This window comes from Arthrobacter sp. CAU 1506, assembly GCF_005047635.1.
Classification (GTDB): domain Bacteria; phylum Actinomycetota; class Actinomycetes; order Actinomycetales; family Micrococcaceae; genus Crystallibacter.
In genome coordinates, this window is sequence record NZ_SUKC01000002.1 from 262,558 (window position 1) to 286,278 (window position 23,721).

A 23,721-nucleotide genomic window follows, 5' to 3' on the forward strand; every position below is an offset into this window, starting at 1 on the left:
GCTAGCCGGTGGCCTTGTTACGCCGGTCCCCGCCCAGCAACGCCCGCAGGGTGAATCCGGCCACGGCAACAACTAGTCCAACGCCGGCAAAAACGGCAGCCCACGGGCGGAAATCAGCCACGGCCAACGCTGCCAGCCTCCCCACGAAGGCGGCGGCAAGTTCGCTGCGGCCTGCCGCGCCCTCGGCCAAGGGCGGCACCTGCACGGCCACCAGCCAGAGGAGCCCACCCAGTGCAGCCGCGCCAATCCCGGCCCAGGCCAGTGCGGTGGTCCGTCGGCGTGCGGCCAGCAGCATCAGCATCAGGGCACCGCCCGCCAGCAGCGCGGCTACCCACCACTGCGCCGCCAGGTCCTGCCAAAAGGCCAATTGGCTCGCGGTCTGGGCGGACCCCACAGGGACCAGCACGCGCTCCGGGACCGGCAGATTGGTGCCGAGCGCTTCCGCTACCCGCGTAACCGCCAGGTCCACGATGGGGGCAATATCCAAGGTGATCCCCGCTTCCGACCCCGTCTTGCCGGACAGCGTGAGGGTGTGCGAGTTGGCCAAGGCCTCATTCAGCGCCTGCGGGAAACCGTCCAGCTCGGTGACCGCCCCGGCGGTCCGCTCGACGATGGGGAGCACCAGTTGCTGCAGGCCTGCCGGCAGGTTTGCACTTCCGGAAACTTCTTCCGTGACTGCGGAGGCCAGCGCTGCACGGAACTCGGCATCGCCGCCTAGCGGTGCAGCCAGCGAAACGAACCCGTCACGGTCGAACACCCGCTGGTTGGCCCAGGCTCCGCACAGTGCGGCGCCGGCGAGGAGCACAGCGAGTAATCCGCTGACCAGGGCCAATACTGCCCGCATGGCCGCCTCCGTCCTTCGTCTGCCCGGTGCTCCCGCGCCGGGGAGCGCCGCGCCGCCTATACCAGTACAACAGGGAAACTTCAGTGGCAGGGATAGCTGATAAGAATTTGGCATCCTCCCCTCCCTGAATGGAGAGCAGTCCCTGAGCCGCTGCCATCAGGCTGCTGTGCTCAGGGTGGTTCCTGTTTCGTCGGGGTGTGCCGGCGCGGGCGTCGGGCTTACCTTCCCTCCACAGGCGTTTAGTTGGGTCTCCGCATGCCCTGCGGCGACCCGTAGCAGGTTCACTGCTGCGTTGATGTCCCGGTCATTTAACGCCCCGCACCTGCATGTCCAGGCCCGGACGTGCAGGGGCTGGGCTTCGCCGATGGTCCCGCACGCCGAGCAAAGCCGTGTGGATGGAAACGACCGCTCCGCCTTGACCAGGGTGCGTCCGGCCTCGGCGGCCTTTTCTTCGATCAGCCGGATTAGCATGCCCCAGCCGGCGTCGTAGACGGACTTGGCCAGACGTGTCCTGGCCAATCCAGTAATGCCCAGGGTTTCGGTACCGATGACTTGGTTTTCGTCAACGATCCTGCGGGCCAACTTGTGATGATGATCCAAGCGCGTTTCGCGCACCTTGCGGTGCAGGACGGCAACCTTGCGCCGGGACTTCTCCCGGTTCGTCGAGCCCTTCTGCCGCCGGGCCAGCTCGCGCTGGGCTGTGGCGAGTTTGGCGAGTTTCTTCTTCAGATGCCGTGGATTCTGCACCTTCTCCGAAGTCCCGTCGTTGTAGGCGATGACCGCCAAGTGCTCCAACCCCAGGTCAATCCCGGCCGTGGCATGCTTCGGAGTCCGGCGGGGCATCGCGGCCACGTCCACCACGAACGATGCATAGTAGCGGCCGTCGGCTTCCCGGATGATCGTCACCGAGGACGGCGCCGCCGGCAGGTCTCGGGACAGGGCCGTCTTGACTTCGCCCACCTTCGGCAACCGCAACATGCCCTGGTCTCTGCCCACCTTCCGCAGTCCGAAGCCGGCGTTGCGGGTGAATCTCGCCGACTGGGTCGCATTCCGGCGGGACTTGAACCGGGGCGCCTGGACCTTCCGGCCCTTGCGTCTGCCCTTGAGTGAGTCGAAGAAGTTCCGGTAGGCGGCCTCCGCGTCGGCCAGGGATTGCTGCAGGGCCACCGAGGAAACCTCGGTCAGCCACGCCCGTTCCGGGGTTCTCTTCGCCGCGGTCAGGGCCGCCGAGAGCTCCGCACGGCCCGAATACACGTCGCCAGTCTCGCGGGCCCGGTTTCTGGCGGCGACGGCATCGTTGAAAACCACCCGAACACACCCGAACACCCGGGCCAGACACTGTTCCTGGTCCGGGGTCGGATACACCCGGTAGCGGTAGCGCTTCAACATTCTTTTAAGATAGGTGCTGCCTACGACAGTAAGTACCGATATCCACAGCAGAAGGCATATCCTCCGGGACTGCCACGTACACTTTGGTGTCCGCAACCAAGCACCGGCGCGGGCGCGTTGACTGGCCCCATCCTGGACGACTGTGAGAAAGTCATTGCCAAGGACTGCTTAGGCTTCGGCTGCCAACTGCGCGGGTTCAACGGAGAAAACAACCACGTTCACCTGCCGACAGGGTTCCCCGCCACCGTCCAGCACCCAGGCCCAGCAACTCCCTCAATAAGGGGTCTCCCCCGGCAACTGCGCCGCGGTCCCGCCGGAGCAATTGACCAAACGTCCCTGGGGTTGCCATCTCTGGTCCGGCCCTGCTCCCCGGGAACAGCCGGAGGAGCGCCCCGGGATGTCATGGGAGGCATGTGAAAGTCACAGCCTCGTCACACGATTCACCATCGCCGTGAACGATGGAGGTGAATCGCGTTATAAAGGTAGAGTCTTCGGCAGCCGCCGTAAGCACACGGAAGCACACTGCCGGAGGGGGCAATCCATGGAGTCAGGCGGGGTCCAAGGCGCGGACACCGGTAAATCGACCCTGCCCTCGACTGCCAACCAAACCACGGCAGAGAACCCCTGGCCGCTGCGGATGCTGTCCCAGAAGCTCAAGATGCACATCGACCGCGTCCCGCCCACCTGGGTCGAGGGCCAAGTCATTGAGCTCAACCGCCGGAACTCAACAACCTACTTGACCCTGCGGGACACCGACGCCGAGGCCTCCTTCAGCCTGGTGGTCTGGGGCAGCGTGATGGCACGCCTGGAGATGCCGCTGGAGCCGGGGTCCCGGGTGGTGGCACAGATCAAGCCGGACCTTTACGTCAAGACCGGGCGGCTGACCATGCAGACCCGCGATATCAGACCGGTGGGGCTCGGAGACTTGCTGGTGAGGTTGGAGCGGCTGCGCCGCGCGCTGGCCGCCGAAGGACTGTTCGACCCGTCGCGCAAGCAGCGGCTGCCGCTGCTGCCGCACCGCATCGGCTTGATCACCGGCCGGGATTCCGACGCCATGAAGGACGTGATCCGGAATGCCTCGCTGCGCTGGCCGGCCGTCGAATTCGAGGTGCGCGAGGTTGCCGTCCAGGGCGTGAACGCGGTCGCCCAGGTGATGCGGGCCCTCGCGGAACTCGACGCCCGCCAGGATGTGGACGTCATTGTCATCGCCCGCGGAGGCGGATCCCTGGAGGATCTGCTGCCGTTCAGCAACGAAGACCTGGTGCGCGCGGTGGCCGCGGCAGCCACGCCGGTTGTCAGCGCCATCGGGCACGAAGCAGACCGTCCGCTGCTCGACGACGTCGCGGACCTGCGCGCCTCGACACCCACTGATGCCGCCAAGCGCATTGTCCCGGAAGTCAGCGAGGAACTGCACCGGATCGGCCAGGCCCGCGCCATGCTGGCCCGGCGGGTGGAGCAACTGGTACACCGCGAAACCGAGCGGCTGGCCACCTTGCGCAGCCGCCCGGTGATGGCCAATCCTGCCGGCATGGTGGATGTCCGGGCGGACGACATCCACCGGCTGACTTCTCGGGCCCACCAAGCGGTTTCCGCGGCCGTGCACCGGGATACCGACCGGATTGCCCACCTCAAAGCGCAGGTACGGGCGCTTTCGCCTCAGAACACACTGGACCGCGGCTATGCCGTGGCCCAGTTGCCGGACGGCCACGTGCTGCGTGATGCGGCCGATGCTCCGGCAGGAACCCGGCTGCGCCTTCGCCTCGCGGTCGGCGAGGTCGCTGCCGAGACACTCCCCTGAGATCGCACCCGAAACCCCACAGACTCCAACAAATTGACCTGCAGCGAAAGCGAGAATCCGATGACAGAGCAGCCAGCAGTGCCGGCCGATGTCGCGTCCTTGTCCTATGAACAGGCGCGCGAAGAGCTGGTAGCAGTGGTCAGCCAGCTGGAAGCCGGCGGCGCCAGCCTTGAGCAGTCCCTGGCACTGTGGGAACGCGGCGAAGCGCTGGCCGCCCGCTGCGAAGCCTGGCTGGAAGGCGCGCGGCAAAGGTTGGACGCCGCCCGCAGTGTGACCAACGACGGGCAGTCGCCGCTCAGTCCGGGCAGTGCGGGTACTCCGGTTTCTCCGGTTTCCCCGCTCTAGCCCGGCCGGCGCCCCGGCACCCCGGGGGCGCCCCGGGGAGGGTTTGCCGCGGCAGGAAAGTCCGACACGGTCCGCCACGGCGCGGCGGGACGCCCCTCGGCGGTTGCCGTCAGGCCGCTGCTACGAGTCCGCGAGCCGGGCCTTTTCCTCGGCGACGTCGAAGTGGGCCGGTGGCCACTGCGGGTCGATGGCTTCCAACGCCTGCAGCAGCAACTCCTGCACGGCAATCCGGGCGTACCACTTGTTGTCCGCGGGCACGACGAACCACGGCGCCTCCGGGGTGCTGGTCCGGTCCAGCATCACCTGATAGGCCTGTTGGTACTCGTCCCAGAAGCGGCGTTCGTCTACGTCGCCCGGGTCGTACTTCCAGTATTTGTCCGGCCGGTCCAGCCGCTCAAGCAAGCGTTTGCCCTGTTCGGCCTTGCCGAGGTGCAGCATGACTTTGACCAGCCGAATGTCTCTGCCCGCCAGCGACGACTCGAAGTCGTTGATCTGGCCATAGCGGGCTTCCACCACATCCTTGGACGAAAGCCCGTGCACTCGGTGGATGAGCACGTCTTCGTAGTGCGACCGGTCGAAGACCCCGATCAGGCCCGGCCCGGGCAACTCCCGCTCCACCCGCCAGAGAAAATCGTGTTCCAACTCTTCCGGCGTCGGGGCCTTAAACGCATGGTGGGACACGCCCTGCGGGTCGGCCGCTCCGACCACATGCCGCACGATCCCGCCTTTGCCGGAAGTATCCATGCCTTGCAGCACCAGCAGGACCGCGTCGCGTGCCCCGCCGCGGCTCTGCGCAAAGAGCCGTTCCTGCAGTTCGGACAGGCGTCGGTCAGAGGATGCGAGCAACTTTTTGCCCTCGGCCTTCCCGCCGTCAAACCCCGGTGTGCTGCCGGTGTCCACGGCGGCCAGATCAAACCCCGGTCCTACCTGCAGAAGCTCCGACGGACTCCGCGTGAACTCCGGCAACGCAGTCTCTTCCACCCTCGTCCTCCGTTCGGCATGCCACCTGGCGTGCAGTGGGGAAAGCCTACCCAAGCGTGGGCGGCGCGGCTACGGCGGGTCCGCCAGCTACTGCCGGTATCCGGCCAGGAACTCCTCGATCCGCCCGACTGCTTCGGTCAAGACATCCACGTTCGGCAAGGTGACCAGGCGGAAGTGGTCCGGCTGGGTCCAGTTGAACGCCCGGCCGTGCGAGATCAGGATCTTCTGCTGCTTGAGCAGGTCCAACGCGAACTGCTCGTCGTCTTTGATCGGATAGACTTCCGGGTCCAGTTTCGGGAACAGGTAGAGCGCTCCCCTGGCCTGCTGGGTGCTGACACCGGGGATGGCGTTAAGCAAGTCGTAGGCCTTGTTCCGCTGTTCCAGCAGCCTGCCGCCGGGCAGGATCAGGTCGTTGATGCTTTGGTGTCCGCCCAAGGCGGTCTGGATCGCGTGCTGCGCCGGAACATTCGCGCACAGCCGCATGTTCGTGAGCAGGTTGATGCCCTCGATGTAGTCCGCGGCCAGATGCTTGGGCCCGGAGATGGCCATCCAGCCGCTGCGGAAGCCGCACACCCGGTAGGCCTTGGAGAGCCCGCTGAAGGTCAGGACCAAGACGTCGTCGGCCAGCAGCGCCGTGTTCACATGCTCGGCATCTTCGTACAGGATCTTCTCGTAGATCTCATCCGAAAACACCACTAGGTTGTGCTTGCGCGCCAGTTCCAGCATGCCCTCGAGGATGTGCCTCGGGTAGACGGCACCCGTGGGGTTGTTCGGGTTGATGATCACGATCCCCTTGGTGTTGGGGGTGATCTTCCGTTCCATGTCTTCCAGGTCGGGCAGCCAGCCCTCTTCCTCGACACAGAGATAGTGCACCGGATGGCCCCCGGCCAGCGATACCGAGGCGGTCCAGAGCGGATAGTCCGGCGCCGGGATGAGCACCTCGTCGCCGTTGTTCAGCAGGGCCTGCAGGCTCATGGTGATCAGCTCGCTGACGCCGTTGCCCAGGTAGACGTCGTCCACGCCGATCTCCTGGATGCCGCGCGTCTGGTAGTACTGCGACACGGCGGTCCTGGCGGAGAAGATGCCGCGTGAATCGCTATAGCCCTGCGCGGTGGGCAGATTGCGGATCACGTCCACCAGAATCGCGTCCGGCGCTTCGAATCCGAACGGCGCTGGGTTTCCGATGTTCAGTTTGAGGATACGTTGACCCTCGGACTCCATCCGCTGTGCGTGCTCGAGCAACGGGCCGCGGATGTCGTAGAGGACGTTGTGGAGCTTGTTGGACTGCTTGAACTCGGCCATCCAGAAATCTTCGCACACCGAACGCGCCGCTCCGGCGACCGGAGCGGCGCGTTCGTAACGCTGCGCAAAGCGCTAGTCGGTCAAGCCCTTTTTGGCCAGCCAATCGGCGGCTGCGTCGGACGGGTTGCGCTTTTCATCGCCGCTGACCTGCCGGTTGAGGTCGATCAGGTCCTCGGTGGTCAATGCCGCCGAGACTTCGTTGAGCACCTTGGCAGCCGCCTCATCCACGGAATCGGTGCGGACCAGCGGCAGCACCTGCTGCGCGATGAAGTTGTTCTTCGGGTCCTCAAGCACCACCAAGTCGTTGTCCTCGATGGAAGGGGTGGTGGTGTAGATATCGGCCACCTGGATCTTGTCAGTGATCAACGCATTGAGCGTCGTCGGTCCGCCGTAGTCGTTGATCGGTTCAAAGGACTTGGGTACGCAGTTGTAGTGCGCCTTCAGTCCCGGCAGGCCGTATTCACGCTCGGCGAACTCCGGGTTGGCGCCGATCACCAGTTCGCCACAGACCGGGGCCATGTCCTCGATCGAGGTCAGCTTGTGTTTCTCCGCCGTTGCCTTGGTCACCACCATGGCGTCCTTGCTCTCCGCCGAAGCCGGCTCCAGCACACTGAGCCCCTCCGGCATGGCGGCCGGCAGCGCCGCCATGACATCCTTCGCGGAGGCCGCCGTCGCGCCGGTGTCCAGGAACAGCAGGAGGTTTCCGCTGTAATCCGGGATCACGTCCACGGACCCTTCCTCAACGGCCTTCACGTAGACCTCCCGGGAGCCAATGCCGGGCTTCGTGCTGACGTCAAAGCCGGCGGCGGTCAGGGCACCGGCGTAGAGCTCGGCAATAATCTGGCTTTCCGTGCCGCCGCTGGAACCGATCACCAGGGATCCGCCCGAGCTGGCCTCCGATCCCGGCGTCCCTTCCTCCAGCGGGTTGGAACCGCCGCCGCAGGCGGCCAAGACCAGCGCCAGCGCCGCCGTTCCGGCGGCGAGCACGCTCCGCCGTGCAGTCTGGGGCCTGTTCTTGCCGCCCTGGTTGTGTGCATTGATCCGGGGGTGGTTATTCATGCTTGTCTCCTCATGTGCCGGCACTGGCTGCCCTAACCTTACTTGTCCTGCCTTTTGGCCCGGAGGCGGCGCCGCGCACGCCGGGCGATACTGCGACTTTCTGCACCACTGCCAATACGGCATCGGCCACCAGGGCCAGCGCGGCGATCAGCAGCGCGCCGGCAAACAGCCGTACCGGGTCGCGGACGGCAAGCCCGTCGATCAGATAGCGGCCGAGACCGCCGAGATTGATGTAGGCGACCACCGAGACCGTGGCGATGACCTGCAGCACGGCGGCTCGTACCCCGCCCAGCAGCACCGGCAGCGCATTGGGCACTTCGGCGCGGAACAGCACCTGCCATTCGGTCATGCCCATCGCCCGCGCGGCGTCCACCAGCGGGCGGTCGACGGCGGCTATCCCGGAGTAGGTGCCCGCCAGCAGCGGCGGGATGGCCAGGATCACCAGCGCGTAGATCGGCGGCATGAGGCCCAGGCCCATCAGGATGACAAACAGTGTCAGCAGCCCCAGTGTTGGCAAGGCCCGCAGCCCGCTGGCCAGCCCGACGACGGCGACGCGGCCCTTACCGGTGTGGCCGACGAACAATCCCAACGGCACGGCGATGGCCGCCGCGATCACCAGGGTCAGGCCGCTGTAGAAGAGGTGCTCGGCCAGCCTGGCCGGGATGCCGGCCGGTCCGGTCCAATTGGCCGGATCGGCGAACCACGCCGCTGTCTGCTCGAAGAGATTCATCCGCGCACCGCCGCCTGTGCAGCATCGGGCCGCTGTTCCGGGCCGGTTTCCTGCGCCGCTGGGCCGTCCCCCGGTTCCGACTCGCCACCGGGTTCGGCACCGGAGAGCGCCGCGGATCCGCGGTCAGCCTTGTGCCGGCGCAGCCACGGGGTGAGTGCTCGCTCCAGCAGCACCAGGAACGCATCCATCAGCGCCGCGAGCACCAAGGTCATGAAGATTCCGACCAGGATTTCGGTCATGAAGTTGCGCAGCAGTCCGTCAGTGAACAGGAAGCCGAGGTTCGGGACACCGATCAGCGCGCCCACGCTGGCCACCGATATGTTGCTCACCGACACCACCCGCAGGCCGGCAACCAGCACCGGGATGCACAGCGGCAAATCCACCTGGAAGAAGCGGCGCACCGGCCGGTAGCCCATTGCCGCCGCGGCTTGCCGGACGCCGTCGTCCACCGATTCCAGCGCATCGACCACAGAGCGGACCAGCAGCGCAACGGTATACACGGTCAGCGCGACGATGAGGTTGGACATTTCCAGGATGCCGGTGCCCAGGATCACCGGCAGGATCACGAACAGGGCCAGCGAGGGAATGGTGTACAGCACCGAGGACAGGGACAGGATCAGTCCGCGGACGGCGTGGATCCGCCAGGCCAGGTAGCCCAGCGGCAACGACGCCACCAGGCCGAGCACCAGCGGAACCACAGCCTGGAACAAATGGAGCCCGCTCAGCTCCATCACATAGGGAAAGTTGGCCAGGAACCAGTCCATCAGCTGCCGTCCGCCTGCAGCCGCTGCAGCACGGCTGCGGGGTCGATCAGTCCGGCGACGCGGCCTGCGGCATCGACGGCGACCCCAGCCCCGGAGGGCGAGGACAGCGCCGCGTCCAGTGCCTGCCGCAGGCTGGAGCCGGGCGTGAACAGCGATCCCCCAATCAGTGCCTTTGCCGGGTCGCGCTCGCCCGGCGGCAGCCACCCGGCCGGTCCGCCGCCGTCGTTGGTCAGCAACAGCCAGCCCTCCCGAGGCGCTTGCCCAATCCGGTCTGCGGTTGCGGTGGTGGCCGGCATCAGGGTTAGGCCGGCCGCACTGTTGAAAGACAGGGAGCGGAAGCCGCGGTCCCGGCCGACGAAGCCGGCCACAAATTCGTCCACCGGCGCCCGCAGGACTTCCTCCGGCGTGCCGTACTGCGCCAAGCGCCCGCCGGTGGCGAAGACCGCCAGCTTGTCACCGAGGATGGTCGCTTCGTCGATGTCGTGGGTGACGAACACGATGGTTTTGGCCAGGTGCTGTTGCAGCCGCAGCAATTCCTGCTGCAGCTCGGCGCGGACCACCGGATCCACCGCGCTGAACGGCTCGTCCATCAGCAGGATCGGTGGATCGGCCGCGAGCGCCCGGGCCACCCCGACACGTTGCTGCTGGCCGCCGGAGAGCTGGACCGGATAGCGGCTGCCCAGCTCCGGCGCCAGCCCGACGACGTCGAGCAGTTCTGCGGCGCGCTTCCGGGCCGCAGCACGGCGCACGCCGTTGAGCCGCGGTACCGTGGCCACGTTGTCCAGGACGGTTCGGTGCGGCAGCAGCCCGGCCGACTGCATGACGTAGCCCATGGAGCGGCGCAGGGCTGCGGCGGGTTGGGCGGAGACATCCTGGCCGTCCACCAGCACGGAACCAACGGTCGGCTCCACCATCCGGTTAATCATCCGGAGCGAAGTGGTTTTGCCACAGCCCGAGGGACCCACGAAAACGGTGATCGAACCGCGTTCAATGTCCAGGGTCAGGTCCTGGACGGCCGGTTGTCCCGCATAGGTCTTCGTGACGTTACGGAACTCCACCATCGGGCGGGCCCCATCCGTGGCGACTCCGGCCGACCGGTCAGTCGGAAGGGCAGTCGGCTGTATGGGCTCGGTCATGCTGAACCTTCCGTGGGAGATCCTGCGGCCGGCGGGCCCGCAGAAGTGCTGGCTCTGAGTCTAATCACCTCCGCGGCCCGCCTGCACGTGGTTCCCGCCGTCCGCGGTAGTCCTTGGCTTGCGCGGCAGCCTTGGCCAGCTTGGCGAACTGCCGGCCGGTCCGCCGCTGCTCGGCCACGTTTTGCCGCAGGTGCAGGTTGGCCAGTTCCCGTCCCATCTTCCGGTAGCTCTCCCAGCGACGCCGCTCCAGGCTGCCGTCGGCGAGCGCCTGCCGGACCGCGCAGCCGGGCTCGGTCTCATGGGAGCAGTCGTTGAACCGGCAATCGGCAGCGAGCTCTTCGATATCGCCGAACACCGTCCCCAGCCCGTCCTCTGCATCCCAGAGGGCGAAGCCCCGGATGCCGGGGGTGTCCATCAGCACTGCGCCGTTGGGCAGCGGAATGAGTTCGCGCGCCGTGGTGGTATGCCGGCCCTTGCCGTCGCCGGCGCGTACTGCTCCGGCGTCCTGCACGTCCCTGCCCACCAGGGCGTTGATCAGACTGGATTTGCCTGCCCCGGACGGTCCGAGCAAGGCCATCGACCTGCCCGAGCCCAGATGCCCGGCCAGGGCGTCTATGCCATCGCCCGTTTCCGCGCTGGTGGCCAGGACTTCGGCGCCGGCGGCCTGTTCCACGATCTGGGCGGCGACCTCGTCATGCTGGCCGCAGAGGTCCGCCTTGGTCAAGATGACCAGCGGCGCGGCGCCCGAATCCCATACAGCAACCAGCGTCCGTTCCAGCCGGTTCGCCGAGAGCGGCCGGTCGAACGGCACCACCACGCCGATGAGGTCCATGTTGGTAGCCAGGATCTGTTCGGTTGAGAGCGGATCGTAGGCCTGTTTGCGGGAGAGCACGGAGAATCGCGGCAGCAGCCCGGCGATGGCCGGGCCGCCCGCGGACGCCGGGCGGCCGGGTTCGAAGGCCACCCAGTCGCCCGTGGCCGGCGGCTGCGGCAGTCCTGCAGTAGTCAGGTGCAACAGACTGCTGTCGGTTGCCAGCAGGACACGCCCCCGATCGGTGCGCACCACCCGGGCCGGTCGGAGTCGGGGGTTGGAAAATTGGTCCCTGAACAGCGCGGCGATGCGGTCGGTATAGCCGTAGCTGTGCAGCAGGGAGTGCGGTGTGGGTTGGTCGGTCACGACGGTTACCTCGGGAACTTGAGGCCCCCGGGCCGGATGTTCCGGCGGCTAGCCGCGGCTGGAGCGCCGGTCGGGGGCTGGGCTGGAGATGGCTTCGGGATGTGCGGCAAGAACAGTCATCACACCCACCTCCTCGATCAGTCCCAGCGGACCTCCGTGCGGCCCGGCAACCGGACCAGCATAGCGCTCAGCGGTCGTTAGCGGAATGGCTTACCGGCACACCGTCCGGAAAGCGGAGTTTCAGCCCCAGATCGACCAGGTCGACGCGGTCCAGCGAGGGGATCCGGTGGAGCGGGATCCAGCGGGCCAGATCGGTGGAGCCGTCGGCCTCGTCTTTGAGTTCTCCGTCGATGACCGTGGCCGAGTAAATGACGCGGAAGGCGTGCAGCGGACGGCGACCGTTCAGCCGCTTCTCGGCCGGGATGTGTTTGCTGTCCACGCCCAGCAGGCCCTGGAGCTTGGCTGAATAGCCCGTCTCCTCGCGGATCTCCCGGACTGCCCCGGTGGCTGCGTCTTCGCCGTATTCCAGACCGCCGCCGGGCAGCGTCCAGCGCGGCCAGCCAGCGCCGGTCCAACGCGCCAGCAGCACGGCGCCATCGGCGACGATCACACCGTAGGCGGCGACCCGGGTATCGAACTCCACCCCATCAGTCTAGGGCCGCAGCGCTGCCGGGCAGAGGCTAGCGGGCGTGGATACCGCTCTGCGCTGCAGCCTGGACATCCGTCCGCAGGGCTTCGTGGGCCCGCAGCAGCATGGCGGGGGCAACGTGGCGTGGCGGCGTCAACCGGCCCAGAGCGGCCTTGCGCCGCGCCCGGTGCTCTCCGGCCATCACCAGCGCACGGCCGGAGTGGATCAGGAACGATTCAAAGGCCGAGGGCCGAATGTTGAAGCTGGCGGACGACGCCGGGCGGAACGGCTGGGTGTCAACGGTGGTGGTCATGATGGGCTCTCGGTGTGTGCGGGCGTCCGGTCCGAGCGGACGTCGAGTATCGGAAAAGCGTTGAAGTGGAGCTGTACCGGGCGGGTACCGGCGGTGCTCTCCGCTGTCTGGTCCAGATACGGTGCGGCCAGATTGCGGACGTAATCAGATGCTTGTTCGGCAAGATCGGCGAGTTGTTCCCGGGTCAGCCGGACGTTGATGGTGCTGACCACCGACGCTTCCAGCCACTCCTCTGGCACCAGGTCGCTCCCGTAAGCCATGAAATCGGCCAGCAGGTCCGCCCGGCTACGTTCGAATTCCCGGGTGACCAGACGGGCCGCCTCTTTGGTCGCCGGGCTGTCGCCCAGGTCACCGGTGTTGATCGTCAGGCTGCCGGGGGTACGCCGCCACCAGCGTTCGCGGGCTGTTCCGCGGCCTTCGACCTCGCGGACAAAGTCATGCTTGGCCAGTTGGCGCAGGTGATAACTGGTGGAGCCGCTGGACTCCCCCAAACGTTCCGCCAGCCCGCTGGCGGTGTGCGGACCGTATTGGGACAACACATTGAGCAGCTGGATCCGGAGCGGGTGGGCCAGGGCTTTCAGCGACACCACATCTACCCGGCGGTCGCTGTGATCGCTGGCCGGGGCCGCCTGGTGCTTCCTGTCCTGTTCCATGAGGACAACCATACTCTTGCAAAGATATCTTTGCAAGAGTATCTTTGCAATCAATCTTTTGCATCAGCTGCGTCCGCACTCGGATGGTCATCACCGCCCCGGCTTAGCAGGCAGTCAGGAGGGCATTGCGCCGACCTCGGTTGGCCGCTAGAACTGAGACCATGGGCAATGCGGCAACGAGGTTCCACGGCACAGCGCTGCGGAAGCGGGGCCGCCGTGCCTGACTCCGCGGCCACCAGGCCACGTGGCCTGATCGCCGACCGATTGCGTGCCGTCCTGGAGAACGCCGGCCCCGATCCGGCACGGTTCCCTGCAGCCGCCCGGGACTGTTTGGACCGTGCGTACGAGGCGGCCTACGCCGAGAACCACGCCAACGCACGGGCAATGGCAGAGGCCGGATTGGCGCGGTCCTCCGATGCCGATCTGGACGTCCGGCTGGGCCTGTATTCGGTGCTGATTGCGCTCGACCAGCTGTCCGGAGACCAGCGGCAAGCCCTGGATTATCTTCAGGCACGGATTGCCCTGCTCCGGCGGCACGGGCTGGCGGCGGAAGCGGCCGCGGGTGAACGGCTGGGAACCGTTCTGTTCCGCGAGGCAGGCGACGACGACCTGCCGCTGCTGGAGGCCGAACTAGCCCACCTGCTGGCCTCCCACTCCCCCGCGTCGGTGACGTCGGACGTGCAGCTGGCCATCGCCGTCGTCCGTTCCCAGCGGGGTGAGGCGAGGCGGGCGATCACGCTGCTGGAGGAGGCGGTGGCCGGCTACGAACGTGCCGGCCGGACCGACAGTTTGTCCGGTGCCTTGATGTACCTGGCCAATACTTACCTGCAGGCCGACCAGCCGGAACGGGCCACCGCGGCAGCCGACCGGATGCTGGCCTTGCCGGGCAACCGCGCCACCACCGCCAGCATGTGGCTGCTGAAGGCCAATGCCGCTGGCGGCGAGGGCGCGGCCGGGCTGGAGGAGGCGCTGACCGCGCTGGAACTCTACGCAGCAGCCGGCGTGCGGAAGGGCGCGATCAGTGCGGCCGTGGTGCTGGCGCGGCTGTGTGCCGGGATGGGCGACTATGACGACTCCGTGCTGGCCTGGCAGGCTGCGGTGGTTCAAGCTGAACGCGGCGAAGTCCAGGAAGAGCTGACCCTGCGCCTGGCCCTGGGCAACCAATTGCTGGAGGCCGAAGAGTATGAGCTTGCCGGCGAGGTGCTGTCCAAGCTGCTGCAGCGGCTTGAGCAGACCAAGGCACCGCACCCGCAGGTGGCCCGCGCCCTGATGAGCATGGGCCATGCCCACCGGCATGCCGGGCGCACCGCCGAGGCGCTGGACTCTTGGCGCCGCGCGGTGGCCGAGTTCAGCCGCGGCGGCGAATTCGGCGAGTCGGCACGCGCGCTGCTGGCGACCGGCACGCTGCTCTCCCGGGAGGACCGGGAGAAGGACGCGCTGGTCTGCTTCGAGGCGGCCGTGGCGGCCGCCCGCAAGGCCGAGGACGACGACGCCGCGCTGCCTCAGGCACTGCATGCACTCGGCCACGCGTTGTGCGAGGCCGGCAACCCGGACGGACTGACGGCCCTGGACGAGGCGATCAGCCTGGCCCGCGAGTACGGGGCGCACTGGTACGAGGCGGACTACAGCGACACGCGGGCCCGGGGACTGTGGGCACTGGAGGACGGCTCCGGGGCGGTCTCGGCGGCGCTGCACGCGGCCGACCTCTATTCGGCCGCGGACGACGCAGCCTCGGCCGGAAATTCCGAACTGTTCGCCGCACATGTGCTGGCCGAGATGGGCCGCCCCGATGACGCGGTGCCGATGTTCAAACTGGTGCTGCAAGAGCCCGACGTCGGCCGCACACTCCGGGTCGCGGCCCAACTGGGGCTGGCCTCGGCGCTCGACGACTTGGGCCGGACGGTGGAAGCGGACATCGCCCGGCGCGCCGCCGACGCGGCGGCCGACGGCACCGACTGAGCGATCGGGCTGCCAGCGGCTCCGGACCGAAGAGCCTTCTCCCCGTGCCGCCTTGGACCGGGGTCCGGATGTTGCCCGGACCGCCTCGGAGGACCTTCTCCCCGGCGTCGCGTTGGACCGGGCTCGGATGTTGCCCGCATTGCACCACCGGGGTGTCGGCGAGGCTCTCATCTTTGTCTCATCTGCGCCATGGATACTGGTGCCATGCCCCGTATAGCCATCCGCACCGTTCTGGTCACACTGGCCGTGCTGCTCGGGCTGGGCGTCGGCGGTGCCGCGCTGGCTGCCGCGCTGCGCGATCCGGGATCCACCGATCTGGGCCCGTCGATCAGCGTCACGCAGACCGGTTCGCCTACCCCGGCAAAAAGTCCGGACCCGGCAGCCAGTGAATCGCCGTCGCCCGCTGCCACCCCGACGAAGTCGCCGTCTCCGTCGGCACCTCGGCCGGAAGAAGCGAGTCAGCCGGTTCCGGTCCAGCCCGCCCCACCGCAGAACTACGATGACGACGATGACACTTGGGATGATGATGGGCATGACGACGGCGACGACGATGACTAATACCCGCGCCGATGCGACTGCCCCGGACATGCTGCGGGACTGGCCCGGGCACTACGGCGACGCCGGCTGTTCCGGCGGGCGTGCCGGCGGCCGCGCAGGCGGGCGTGACGCCGGCCTTTCCGGCGGCCGTGCATAGCCCTCCCGGCGGGCTTTCGGTCCGGGTACGGATACTGGCCGCCGTGCTCGCACTCTCCGCGCTGGGCCTGCTGGTTGCCGGGTCGGTTGCCTTCGCCTTGCAGCGGGCACATATTGTCCAGCGCATCGATGATTCACTGCAGCGCAGCGTGACCGAATTCAAGACGCTGGCGGAAACGGGCATCGACCCGGAAACGGGGGAACCGTTCACGCAAGCCAGCCGGCTGGTCTTCCTCGCGATGCAACGGACCCTGCCGGCAGCCAACGAAGGCATGCTCGGCCTGGTCGACGGTCAGGTGACCTACACCGCGAGTCCCTCCGTCCAGCTGCGGCTGGAGCAGGATGCCGAGCTGGTGGCCCGCCTTGGCCCACAGGCCGGCGGTTCCGACCGGGTCATGCTGGCGACAGTGCGGACGCCGCTGACCGCCTACCGGGTGGTGACCGTGCCCGTTCAGTTGTCGTCGGACCCGGCGCAGAGCACCTTTGTTTTGGCTTACGACTATGACGCCGAACTGCGGCAACTGGGAGACATCTTCCTTACCTACGCGCTGATCGGCTTCGGCTCATTGGTACTGGTCGGCGGCGTCGGCTGGCTTCTGGCCGGACGGCTGCTCGCCCCGGTCCGGCTGGTGCGCGAAACCGCACAACAGATCACCGACGCGGACCTGACCCAGCGGATCCCGGTCAGCGGCAACGACGACATCTCCGCACTGTCCCGCACGTTCAACGACATGCTTGACCGCTTGGATGGGTCGATGACGGCCCAGCGACAGCTGCTCGATGACGTCGGGCACGAACTGCGAACCCCGATCACCATCCTGCAGGGCCACCTGGAGCTGCAGGACTCGCACGACCCGGCAGAGGTGGAATCGGTTCGCGGAATCGCCCTCGACGAGCTGGACCGGATGCGCCTGCTGGTGGACGATCTGGTCCTGCTGGCCAAGGCAGAGCGCCCGGGCTTCGTCAGCCTGGCTGGCGTGGAGGTCGGCCAGCTGACCGATGACGTCTTGGACAAGGCACGCGCCCTGGGTCAGCGCCGGTGGATGGTCGATGCCCGCGCGGAAATCCGCTGGCCGCTCGACAGCCGTCGGATCACCCAGGCGTGGCTTCAACTGGTGGCCAACGCCGCCAAGTTCTCCGAGCCCGGTTCCACCGTGGCCATCGGATCGGCCGTGCGGGGCGATGAACTGCGGCTGTGGGTCAGGGACGAAGGAACCGGCATCCTTCCCGAGGACCAAGGCCGGATTTTTGACCGCTTCACCCGGGGCAGCAACGGGACGCGGGCGGAAGGGTCGGGCTTGGGGCTGACCATCGTCAGCGCCATTTCGGCAGCGCACGGCGGCACCGTGGAACTGGCCTCTGCCCCGGGCGCCGGTTCAACTTTCACCATCGTGATCACTGGGCGGCCGGAGGCAGCCGCGGACAAGGAGTTAACAGCGTGGGCCAGATTCTGATCATCGAGGACGAGGACAGGATTAGCTCCTTCGTGGCCAAGGGGTTGAAGGCGGCCGGCTATGTGCCCACCGTGGTCGGCACGGGCGGGGAAGGCTACCAACTGGCCATGACCGGAGACTTCGAACTGGTCATCCTTGATCTGGGATTGCCGGACCAGGACGGATTCACCGTGTTGCGGCGGCTGCGCGAAGGCCGGAATGACACTCCGGTCATCATCCTCACCGCCCGCAGCTCGGTGGATGACACGGTCGCTGGGCTGGAGAACGGCGCGAACGACTACATGTCCAAGCCGTTCCGGTTCGAAGAGCTGCTGGCCCGGGTACGGCTGCGGCTGCGGACCGAGGCGCAGCCGGCTGACCTGGCCAACCTGAGCAGCGGCACCCTGAGCTTGGATCTGCGGACCCGCCGGGCCAGCGTGGGCGACCGGGAGGTGGACCTCTCCGCGCGGGAGTTCGCCCTCGCCGAGGCGTTCCTGCGCAACCCGGGCCAGGTCCTCAGCCGCGAACAGCTGCTCTCGCGGGTCTGGGGATATGACTTCGATCCCGGATCCAACGTGGTGGACGTCTACGTCCGCTATCTGCGCAACAAGCTGGGGGCGGAGAAGTTCGCTACCGTCCGGGGCATGGGCTACCGGCTGGTGCCGGACGCCTAGGCCGGCTCAGGCCTCCGCGGCCAACCCCTCGGCGATGGCGAGCCGCTGCAGCGCGTCCTGCTGCCAATCGTGCCCCTCGCCGGCGGTCTTGGCCCCGGCGACCAGCGACAGCGCCACGCCGGCTGCCCGGCCGCGCAGCCCGGCCGGGTCCACCACGGTGTCGAAGACCGCGGCGAAACGCTCGCACGCCGCCGGCACGTGCACGTAGCCGGCGTGGACCGCCGGCAGCACGGCCAGATGCCCGAGGAAGCAGGCCAGGTCGTCCACCAGATGCCCCGGCCCCAGCGAGTCGACGTCCATCAGGCCGGTGATCCGGCCGCCGTTCACCATCAGGTTGGCTTCGTAGAAGTCCCCGTGGGTGGGGACCACCGGACCGGCATCGGTGGCGGCCAGCAATTCTTCCACCCGGCCGGCGAGGGCAAAAATCCGGTCCTGCTCGTCCGGAAGCACCGCAGCCGCCGCCTTCGCGTAGTCGGCGGCGCGCTCGGCCCACGCCGGACGCCGTGAGAGCTCCACGACGCCCGGCGGGAGGGACTTCAGCAGGTCGAGGAGGGTTTCCGGCGCCAAGGCCGCGGCGCCGTCGTTCATGATGGCCCGGGCCAAGGGAGTTCCCGTCGCCTCCGTCAACACCACTACGCCGTCCGCCGGGCCGGCGGTGGCAACCGGAGCCGGCAGGCCCGCGTCGGTCAACAAATGGTGCCGGCGGAGCAACTGAACCGCCCGGTCCGGACGCAGCACCTTCAGGAACACCTTGCGGTCACCCTGTACCGCTTCCAGAACGGCCCGCCGCAGCGGCCGGTAGCTGACCATCCGCAGCTCCGCCTCTCCACCGCCGAAGACACTCCTGCCTACTGCAGCTGGGTCGCAGGCCGCCGGCAAGCCGACCAGCACCGGGTCGGACGGGTATAGCCAGGCGGTCAACGGGACGGCTCCGCCGTCGAGGCGCACCAGCGGCAGGCCGCATTCGGGCACCGCGGCGGTCGTGACGCAGACGTACTCGGTCCGTTCGCCGCCGTCGTTGCCCCGAAGCCGCACGGTGTAGATGCCGGTCGCGCCGGCGCCTGGGCGGTGCTGCAGTTTGGCCAACTGCCAGGATTGGACGCTGCCGCCGAGCGTGGCGACGGCCAGTTCCAGCGGCTCGCGCATCTCGGGGCTTTCCAGCAGGTCGATCCCGGCGGTCTCCGCCGCCATCACGTCCGGTTGTGGTGCATCCATGGTTCCATTGCACACCATTGCGGCCTCCGCCGCTCGGTACGGGCAGGGAAGACGGACCAGAAAAGCACTGCGGCCCGCCCGGTTGGGCAGGCCGCGGTCGCTTTCAGGGGGCAGGTCAGGCCCTGCGGCGCTGCAACACGTCGTCCAGGTTCAGCCGGTTGGTTGCGGGTGCCTGGCCGGAGGCCTCGGCCGGGGTGGCGTCGGCGTGCTGGCCGGCGGCCGCTGCACTCCGCTGTGCCGCAGCCTCTTCGGTCCGCTGGGCCACGGTCTGCTTGATCGAGGTTTTGACCTGCGGTTTCTTGATTTCGGGGGCCGGCAGCGGTGCGGGCGCCGGACGGTTGGCCTTGGCGGCGGCCACATAGGTCGGTCTGGGTACGTCCACGGGCTGCCAGGGCGTGCCGGACGTCTTGCCCGGCGCAACCGTATCGCCGGCCTCAGCGGCAACCTTCAGCGCCCGCTCGCGCAGTTCGGCGGCCGTCAACGGAGCAGGTTCTGCCGGTGCGGTTTCCGACGCCGGCTGGGCGGTGGCGGCCCCGTCGAACAGCTGGGTGGGCCGGGCGGGCGTCTTCGCGCCGGCGGCCTGCGACGCCGATGCCGCGCGGGCCGCTCGGTCGGCACGCGCCGCGGCACGGTTTTTGCGGTCGCGGATGGCCAGTGAGCGCAGGATGACGACGACGGCGACGGCCGCCAGCAGCGCGAAGCCAGGGATCTGGCCCGAGGTTGCGCCGGCCAGGGCAAGGGCGCCGCCGGCGACGAAGACCACCAGGGCTAAAACTCCGGTCAAGGCCAGGGCGGTCCGGCCGTAGCGAATCCGGAACTGGGGCTGCCCGGCGGACTGCCGGGAGGGCTGCTGCACGGGCGACGACGTCGACGGTGCCGGCTGTGCGTTGTATTCCATGATGATCCCCTGGTTGCCGCTGGAGGCGGTTGCGGGTATTGAAACTAGTGGTGCTGCTGCGTGCCCCGCCGCCGGTTCAGCCATCGCGGGCCGGAATCCTCCGCGGAACAGGTACGGTCCTACCCAGACAAACCACAGCCCAACGATGACCGCCAAGATCACAGAGCTCTGAATGTCCACTCTCAAAACCGTAGGAGCTTGAGCATGCCGGGTGCGGCATTCTTCACGGTGTGTCGGATAACGATTCCGCCCGGCGCTGCTTTATGGTGTCAGCCCAACGTCTTTATGGCGTCAACCCGACGTCCCCGTGCTCCAGCCAGCGGGCCAGCAGGCCACCGGGAACTTCCTCAGCGGTGAGCGCAAAGCTGCGATGGTCCGCCCACGCGCCGTTGATGTGCAGGTACCGTGGACGCAGGCCCTCGTCCCGGAAACCGAGCTTCTCCACCACGCGGAGGCTGGCCCGGTTCTCCGGCCGGATATTGATCTCCATCCGATGCAGCCCGAGTGTCTGGAAACAATGGTCGGTAGCCATGGCCACCGCCGTCGGCGCGATCCCGCGTCCGGCGCATGCCTCATCCACCCAGTAACCCAGGGTCGCGGACATCGCGGAGCCCCAGGTGATGCCGGAGACCGTGAGCTGCCCGATCAGCGCCGGCTGGGGCCTTCCCGGCTGCAGCTCCGTGATGACCCAGGGCAGGGCCATGGCCATCCGCGCCTGGTGCTTGAGGGAGCGGACCATCTCGGAGAACGCGGGCAGATAACCGCCGGGAGCCGGGTTGGACGCCTCCCATGGTTCCAGCCAGCGTGCATTGCGGCGCCGGACCGCCATCCACTCGTGCCTGTCCCGGTAGCGGATGGGGCGCAGCGACAAATCCCCGCACTCCAGTGTCGCCGGCCAGATCGCCGCGCCGTAAACCATGTGAAAATCTTTGCGGTCGAGCGGCGCTCAGTCGCAGGAACCGTCGACGAACTCTTTCAGCCAGCCCCGCAGTTCCGTGCCGATATCCTCCCGCTCGGAGGCTATCGTCACCACTGCCTTGAGGTAGCTCAGCTTGTCGCCGGTGTCGTAACGGCGTCCGGAGAAGACCACGCCATAGACGCCCCCACCCTCGCCTTCCGTGCCGGCCAGCACTTCAAGGGCATCGGTCAACTGGATTTCACCGCCGCGGCCCGGCTTCGTCTCCTCGAGTACGTCAAAGACGGCCGGGTGCAGTACATAGCGGCCGATCACGGCCAGATTGGAAGGAGCTTCGCCCGGCGCGGGCTTTTCCACCAGTTCGTTGATCTGAACGTAGCTGCCGTCCCCCACCGGGGTGATGTCGGCGCAGCCATAGGCACTGATCTGCGCCGGGTCCACTTCCATCAGGGCGACCACGGAGCCGCCGGTCTGCTGCTGGACCTCGATCATCTGGGTCAGCAGGTTGTCGCGTTCGTCGATCAGATCGTCTCCGAGGAGCACGGCGAACGGCTCGTGGCCCACATGCTGGCGCGAACGCAGCACGGCATGGCCGAGCCCCAGCGGGTCGCCTTGGCGCAGATAGTGGATGTCCGCCAGTTCCGAGGCAGCGCGAACCGCGGCGAGCTTTTCCAGATCGCCCTTCTCCTCCAGGATCTGCTCAATATTGGGAACCCGGTCAAAGTGGTCCTCGAGCGGCCGCTTGTTGCGTCCGGTAATCACCATGACGTCGCTCAGGTTGGCGCGGACGGCTTCTTCGACCACGTACTGGATGGCCGGCTTGTCCACGACGGGCAGCATCTCCTTGGGCATCGCCTTGGTGGCGGGCAGGAAACGGGTTCCCAAGCCGGCGGCGGGAATGACTGCTTTGCGTACCGCACTGTGAGACGTCATGAATTCAGAGTACCGAACGAAGCTGTTCGGCAAGCCGATTGCGGGGAAAGGAATTACGATGGCGGCCATGGAGAAGCTGACCCGCATGGGCAAGGACACGGCCCGCGCTTTCTTCCGCACCCGCCGCACCGAGCGCCCGGCCGAGGACCGGCTTCGGGCCGGAAGTGCCTTCGCCCAGCAGGTGCTGGACGGCCTGCGGCAGCTGAAGATCCCGGCCGGCACCACCGTTCCGGCGTACCTTTCCGTCGGTTCTGAGCCGTCGACCCGGACGCTGCTGCCTGCCCTGGAGGACGCCGGCTACCACGTAGTCGTCCCCATCTGCGAACCGGGCTACCGGCTCAGCTGGGCCCGCTGGTTCACCGGCGTGGAGTTGGCACGCAGCCCCCGGGCCTGGGTAGACGAGCCGGTCGGAGAACGCTTTGGACCGGAGATCATGGCCGGACTTCCGCTGCTGCTAATTCCCGGCTTGGCCGTAGATGCCGATGGCAACCGGATGGGCCAGGGCGGCGGCTACTATGACCGCTTCCTGGCCTCGCTGCCCGACGGCTCCGACCGCCCGAAGGTTGTGGGGCTCTTCTACACCGACGAGGTCGTACCCTCCGGCACCTTCGAGTTCACCGCGCTCGATGCTCCGCTGGACGGCGTGGTGACTCCCGCCGGCTGGACCTGGTTCGGCAGCCGGAGGGTGTAGAATTGGCACTCGGAGCATGTGAGTGCCAGCTTTTGACTCAGGCACTGTTCTGCTCCAGGCCGAGTTTTCAGGAGGAACCACAGTGCCCACGTACGCCTACGCCTGCAAAGACTGCTCCCACGCCTTCGATATCCAGCAGTCCTTTAGCGATGATTCGCTGACCGTCTGCCCCGAATGCGGCGGCAACCTGCGCAAGAAGTTCAACAGCGTGGGCGTCGTCTTCAAGGGCTCTGGCTTCTACCGCACGGACTCCCGCGACGCTTCCAAGGCCAGCTCCGTTCCTGCGGCCTCCTCCGGTTCCAACGGTGGTACGGAAGCCGCCAAGCCGGCCGCTGCCGCAGAACCGGCCAAGCCTGCCGCGTCCTCGACCCCGGCGCCCGCCGCAGCCGCCAGCTAAGCAGCCGCGGACCGGCGACCGCCGCTTCTCCTACACACCTCTCCAGCGGCAGTGCTGTGTCCACAGCGCTGCCGCTGCCCGCTGCTTGGCACGGGCCGCCGGTCGTAGCGTGGCTGCATGCCCCTCGACGCAGCGCCCAGCCGCACCGCCCGCCTCGCCGTAATGCCACGGAGGATCCTCCGCCGGCACTATCGGCTGATGGCCGCCCTGCTGCTCTGCGCCGCGGCCGCCCTGGCGGTTCATCACTTCACCCCCGCGCCGCCGCCCACCGACGCCGTTGTGGTCGCCGCGGCGGACCTGCCGGCCGGCACGGTGTTGTCCGCCGCGGACCTCGCCCTGGCCCAACTGCCGGCGGGTGCCGTTCCGGCCGGCAGCGCGGCCAGCACCCAGCCGCTGGTCGGCCAGCGCCTGGCCACGGCCCTGCGGGCGGGTTCCCCGGTCTTCGACACCTCCATCGTCGGGCCAGGGTTGTTGGCGGGGGCGCCCCAAGGGACGGTGGCCGTGCCGGTTCGTCCCGCAGACCCCTCCACCGTCCAGTTGGTCTCCCCCGGCCAACTGGTGGACATCGTCCTCAGCAGCGGCAACGGATTCGATGAGCCTGCGGGATCGACGGTCTTGGCGCGCGCCGTCCCGGTGCTCTGGAAAGCCGACGACGGCGGTGCCTCACCGACGCTGCTCGGCTCCCAGGAGCCTGACGGGCTGGTGGTAGTGGCTGCGGCACCGTCCGACGCCACCAACCTGGCTGGTGCTTCCAGCCGGGGCAACATTTTCCTGGTGCTGGTGGGCTGACAGC

26 protein-coding genes are annotated in these 23,721 nt (G+C 67.8%); 10 read left to right on the top strand and 16 right to left on the bottom strand.

Features of this window, described 5'->3' with window-relative positions; all coding sequences use genetic code 11:
* Position 1: 1 nt before the first annotated feature.
* Complete coding sequence (locus E4J89_RS03890; RefSeq protein WP_136784783.1) at positions 2-844, bottom strand: hypothetical protein; 843 nt, start codon at positions 842-844, stop codon at positions 2-4.
* A 156-nt stretch (positions 845-1,000) separates the two neighbouring features.
* Positions 1,001-2,233 carry an RNA-guided endonuclease TnpB family protein gene (locus E4J89_RS03895; protein WP_136784784.1) on the bottom strand — a complete coding sequence of 411 codons (1,233 nt, stop codon included), beginning with the start codon at positions 2,231-2,233 and terminating at the stop codon, positions 1,001-1,003.
* Positions 2,234-2,774: 541 nt separating this feature from the next.
* Between E4J89_RS03895 and xseA the strand changes: the two genes are divergently transcribed.
* Both xseA and E4J89_RS03905 read left to right on the top strand, forming a co-directional pair.
* The gene (gene xseA, locus E4J89_RS03900) at positions 2,775-4,031 is read left to right on the top strand and encodes an exodeoxyribonuclease VII large subunit (protein WP_136784785.1); all 1,257 of its coding nucleotides are present in this window, start codon (positions 2,775-2,777) and stop codon (positions 4,029-4,031) included.
* Between the two features lie 60 nt (positions 4,032-4,091).
* Positions 4,092-4,376, top strand: a complete 285-nt coding sequence (locus E4J89_RS03905; protein ID WP_136784786.1) for an exodeoxyribonuclease VII small subunit — start codon at positions 4,092-4,094, stop codon at positions 4,374-4,376.
* A gap of 120 nt (positions 4,377-4,496) precedes the next feature.
* On the opposite strand, the gene E4J89_RS03910 is transcribed toward E4J89_RS03905, so the two are convergent.
* From E4J89_RS03910 to E4J89_RS03955, 10 genes are all read right to left on the bottom strand, one after another.
* Positions 4,497-5,357 carry a polyphosphate kinase 2 family protein gene (locus E4J89_RS03910; RefSeq protein WP_136784787.1) on the bottom strand — a complete coding sequence of 287 codons (861 nt, stop codon included), beginning with the start codon at positions 5,355-5,357 and terminating at the stop codon, positions 4,497-4,499.
* Between the two features lie 87 nt (positions 5,358-5,444).
* Positions 5,445-6,659: a pyridoxal phosphate-dependent aminotransferase gene (locus tag E4J89_RS03915; RefSeq protein ID WP_136784788.1), complete on the bottom strand. Its 1,215-nt coding sequence runs from the start codon at positions 6,657-6,659 to the stop codon at positions 5,445-5,447.
* 72 nt (positions 6,660-6,731) lie between these two features.
* Positions 6,732-7,718 carry an ABC transporter substrate-binding protein gene (locus E4J89_RS03920; RefSeq protein ID WP_136784789.1) on the bottom strand — a complete coding sequence of 329 codons (987 nt, stop codon included), beginning with the start codon at positions 7,716-7,718 and terminating at the stop codon, positions 6,732-6,734.
* 10 nt (positions 7,719-7,728) lie between these two features.
* Complete coding sequence (locus tag E4J89_RS03925; RefSeq protein WP_136784790.1) at positions 7,729-8,448, bottom strand: ABC transporter permease; 720 nt, start codon at positions 8,446-8,448, stop codon at positions 7,729-7,731.
* Positions 8,445-9,212, bottom strand: a complete 768-nt coding sequence (locus E4J89_RS03930) for an ABC transporter permease (RefSeq protein WP_136784791.1) — start codon at positions 9,210-9,212, stop codon at positions 8,445-8,447. The genes E4J89_RS03925 and E4J89_RS03930 overlap by 4 nt, the downstream gene beginning before the upstream one ends.
* Positions 9,212-10,273, bottom strand: a complete 1,062-nt coding sequence (locus E4J89_RS03935) for an ABC transporter ATP-binding protein (protein WP_136785007.1) — start codon at positions 10,271-10,273, stop codon at positions 9,212-9,214. Before E4J89_RS03935 ends, E4J89_RS03930 begins: the two co-directional genes overlap by 1 nt.
* Before the next feature lie 139 nt (positions 10,274-10,412).
* Positions 10,413-11,525, bottom strand: a complete 1,113-nt coding sequence (gene rsgA, locus E4J89_RS03940; RefSeq protein ID WP_240691693.1) for a ribosome small subunit-dependent GTPase A — start codon at positions 11,523-11,525, stop codon at positions 10,413-10,415.
* 187 nt (positions 11,526-11,712) lie between these two features.
* Complete coding sequence (locus E4J89_RS03945; RefSeq protein ID WP_136784792.1) at positions 11,713-12,168, bottom strand: NUDIX domain-containing protein; 456 nt, start codon at positions 12,166-12,168, stop codon at positions 11,713-11,715.
* Between the two features lie 37 nt (positions 12,169-12,205).
* Positions 12,206-12,466 carry a hypothetical protein gene (locus tag E4J89_RS03950; protein WP_136784793.1) on the bottom strand — a complete coding sequence of 87 codons (261 nt, stop codon included), beginning with the start codon at positions 12,464-12,466 and terminating at the stop codon, positions 12,206-12,208.
* Positions 12,463-13,119 carry a helix-turn-helix domain-containing protein gene (locus E4J89_RS03955; RefSeq protein ID WP_136784794.1) on the bottom strand — a complete coding sequence of 219 codons (657 nt, stop codon included), beginning with the start codon at positions 13,117-13,119 and terminating at the stop codon, positions 12,463-12,465. Before E4J89_RS03955 ends, E4J89_RS03950 begins: the two co-directional genes overlap by 4 nt.
* A gap of 216 nt (positions 13,120-13,335) precedes the next feature.
* Here E4J89_RS03955 and E4J89_RS03960 point away from each other — a divergent pair, with 216 nt between their 5' ends.
* From E4J89_RS03960 to E4J89_RS03975, 5 genes are all read left to right on the top strand, one after another.
* The gene (locus tag E4J89_RS03960) at positions 13,336-15,078 is read left to right on the top strand and encodes a hypothetical protein (RefSeq protein WP_136784795.1); all 1,743 of its coding nucleotides are present in this window, start codon (positions 13,336-13,338) and stop codon (positions 15,076-15,078) included.
* Between the two features lie 204 nt (positions 15,079-15,282).
* A complete protein-coding gene (locus tag E4J89_RS03965) occupies positions 15,283-15,636 on the top strand; it encodes a hypothetical protein (RefSeq protein WP_136784796.1) in 354 nt (117 codons plus the stop codon).
* Positions 15,629-15,772, top strand: coding sequence for a hypothetical protein (locus E4J89_RS19675; protein ID WP_240691694.1), 144 nt, complete (start codon positions 15,629-15,631; stop codon positions 15,770-15,772). Before E4J89_RS03965 ends, E4J89_RS19675 begins: the two co-directional genes overlap by 8 nt.
* Positions 15,773-15,815: 43 nt before the next feature.
* Positions 15,816-17,225, top strand: a complete 1,410-nt coding sequence (locus tag E4J89_RS03970) for a HAMP domain-containing sensor histidine kinase (protein WP_240691695.1) — start codon at positions 15,816-15,818, stop codon at positions 17,223-17,225.
* On the top strand, positions 17,210-17,878 hold the full coding sequence (locus E4J89_RS03975) for a response regulator transcription factor (RefSeq protein WP_136784798.1): 669 nt from the start codon (positions 17,210-17,212) through the stop codon (positions 17,876-17,878). Before E4J89_RS03970 ends, E4J89_RS03975 begins: the two co-directional genes overlap by 16 nt.
* Positions 17,879-17,884: 6 nt before the next feature.
* On the opposite strand, the gene E4J89_RS03980 is transcribed toward E4J89_RS03975, so the two are convergent.
* The 4 genes from E4J89_RS03980 to galU all read right to left on the bottom strand — a co-directional run bounded on the left by E4J89_RS03980 (position 17,885) and on the right by galU (position 21,840).
* Positions 17,885-19,093, bottom strand: a complete 1,209-nt coding sequence (locus E4J89_RS03980; RefSeq protein WP_240691696.1) for an aminoglycoside phosphotransferase family protein — start codon at positions 19,091-19,093, stop codon at positions 17,885-17,887.
* A 115-nt stretch (positions 19,094-19,208) separates the two neighbouring features.
* Positions 19,209-20,171: a hypothetical protein gene (locus E4J89_RS03985; protein ID WP_136784799.1), complete on the bottom strand. Its 963-nt coding sequence runs from the start codon at positions 20,169-20,171 to the stop codon at positions 19,209-19,211.
* Positions 20,172-20,274: 103 nt separating this feature from the next.
* On the bottom strand, positions 20,275-20,910 hold the full coding sequence (locus tag E4J89_RS03990) for a GNAT family protein (RefSeq protein WP_136784800.1): 636 nt from the start codon (positions 20,908-20,910) through the stop codon (positions 20,275-20,277).
* 27 nt (positions 20,911-20,937) lie between these two features.
* Entirely contained in the window at positions 20,938-21,840 is a 903-nt protein-coding gene (gene galU / locus E4J89_RS03995) for a UTP--glucose-1-phosphate uridylyltransferase GalU (protein ID WP_136784801.1), read from the bottom strand.
* A 67-nt stretch (positions 21,841-21,907) separates the two neighbouring features.
* Between galU and E4J89_RS04000 the strand changes: the two genes are divergently transcribed.
* The 3 genes from E4J89_RS04000 to cpaB all read left to right on the top strand — a co-directional run bounded on the left by E4J89_RS04000 (position 21,908) and on the right by cpaB (position 23,717).
* Positions 21,908-22,531 (top strand): 5-formyltetrahydrofolate cyclo-ligase, encoded by a 624-nt coding sequence (locus E4J89_RS04000; RefSeq protein WP_169303916.1) that lies wholly within the window; start codon positions 21,908-21,910, stop codon positions 22,529-22,531.
* 82 nt (positions 22,532-22,613) lie between these two features.
* Positions 22,614-22,928 (top strand): FmdB family zinc ribbon protein, encoded by a 315-nt coding sequence (locus E4J89_RS04005; protein WP_136784803.1) that lies wholly within the window; start codon positions 22,614-22,616, stop codon positions 22,926-22,928.
* Between the two features lie 117 nt (positions 22,929-23,045).
* The gene (gene cpaB, locus E4J89_RS04010) at positions 23,046-23,717 is read left to right on the top strand and encodes a Flp pilus assembly protein CpaB (protein WP_240691697.1); all 672 of its coding nucleotides are present in this window, start codon (positions 23,046-23,048) and stop codon (positions 23,715-23,717) included.
* Positions 23,718-23,721: the final 4 nt, after the last annotated feature.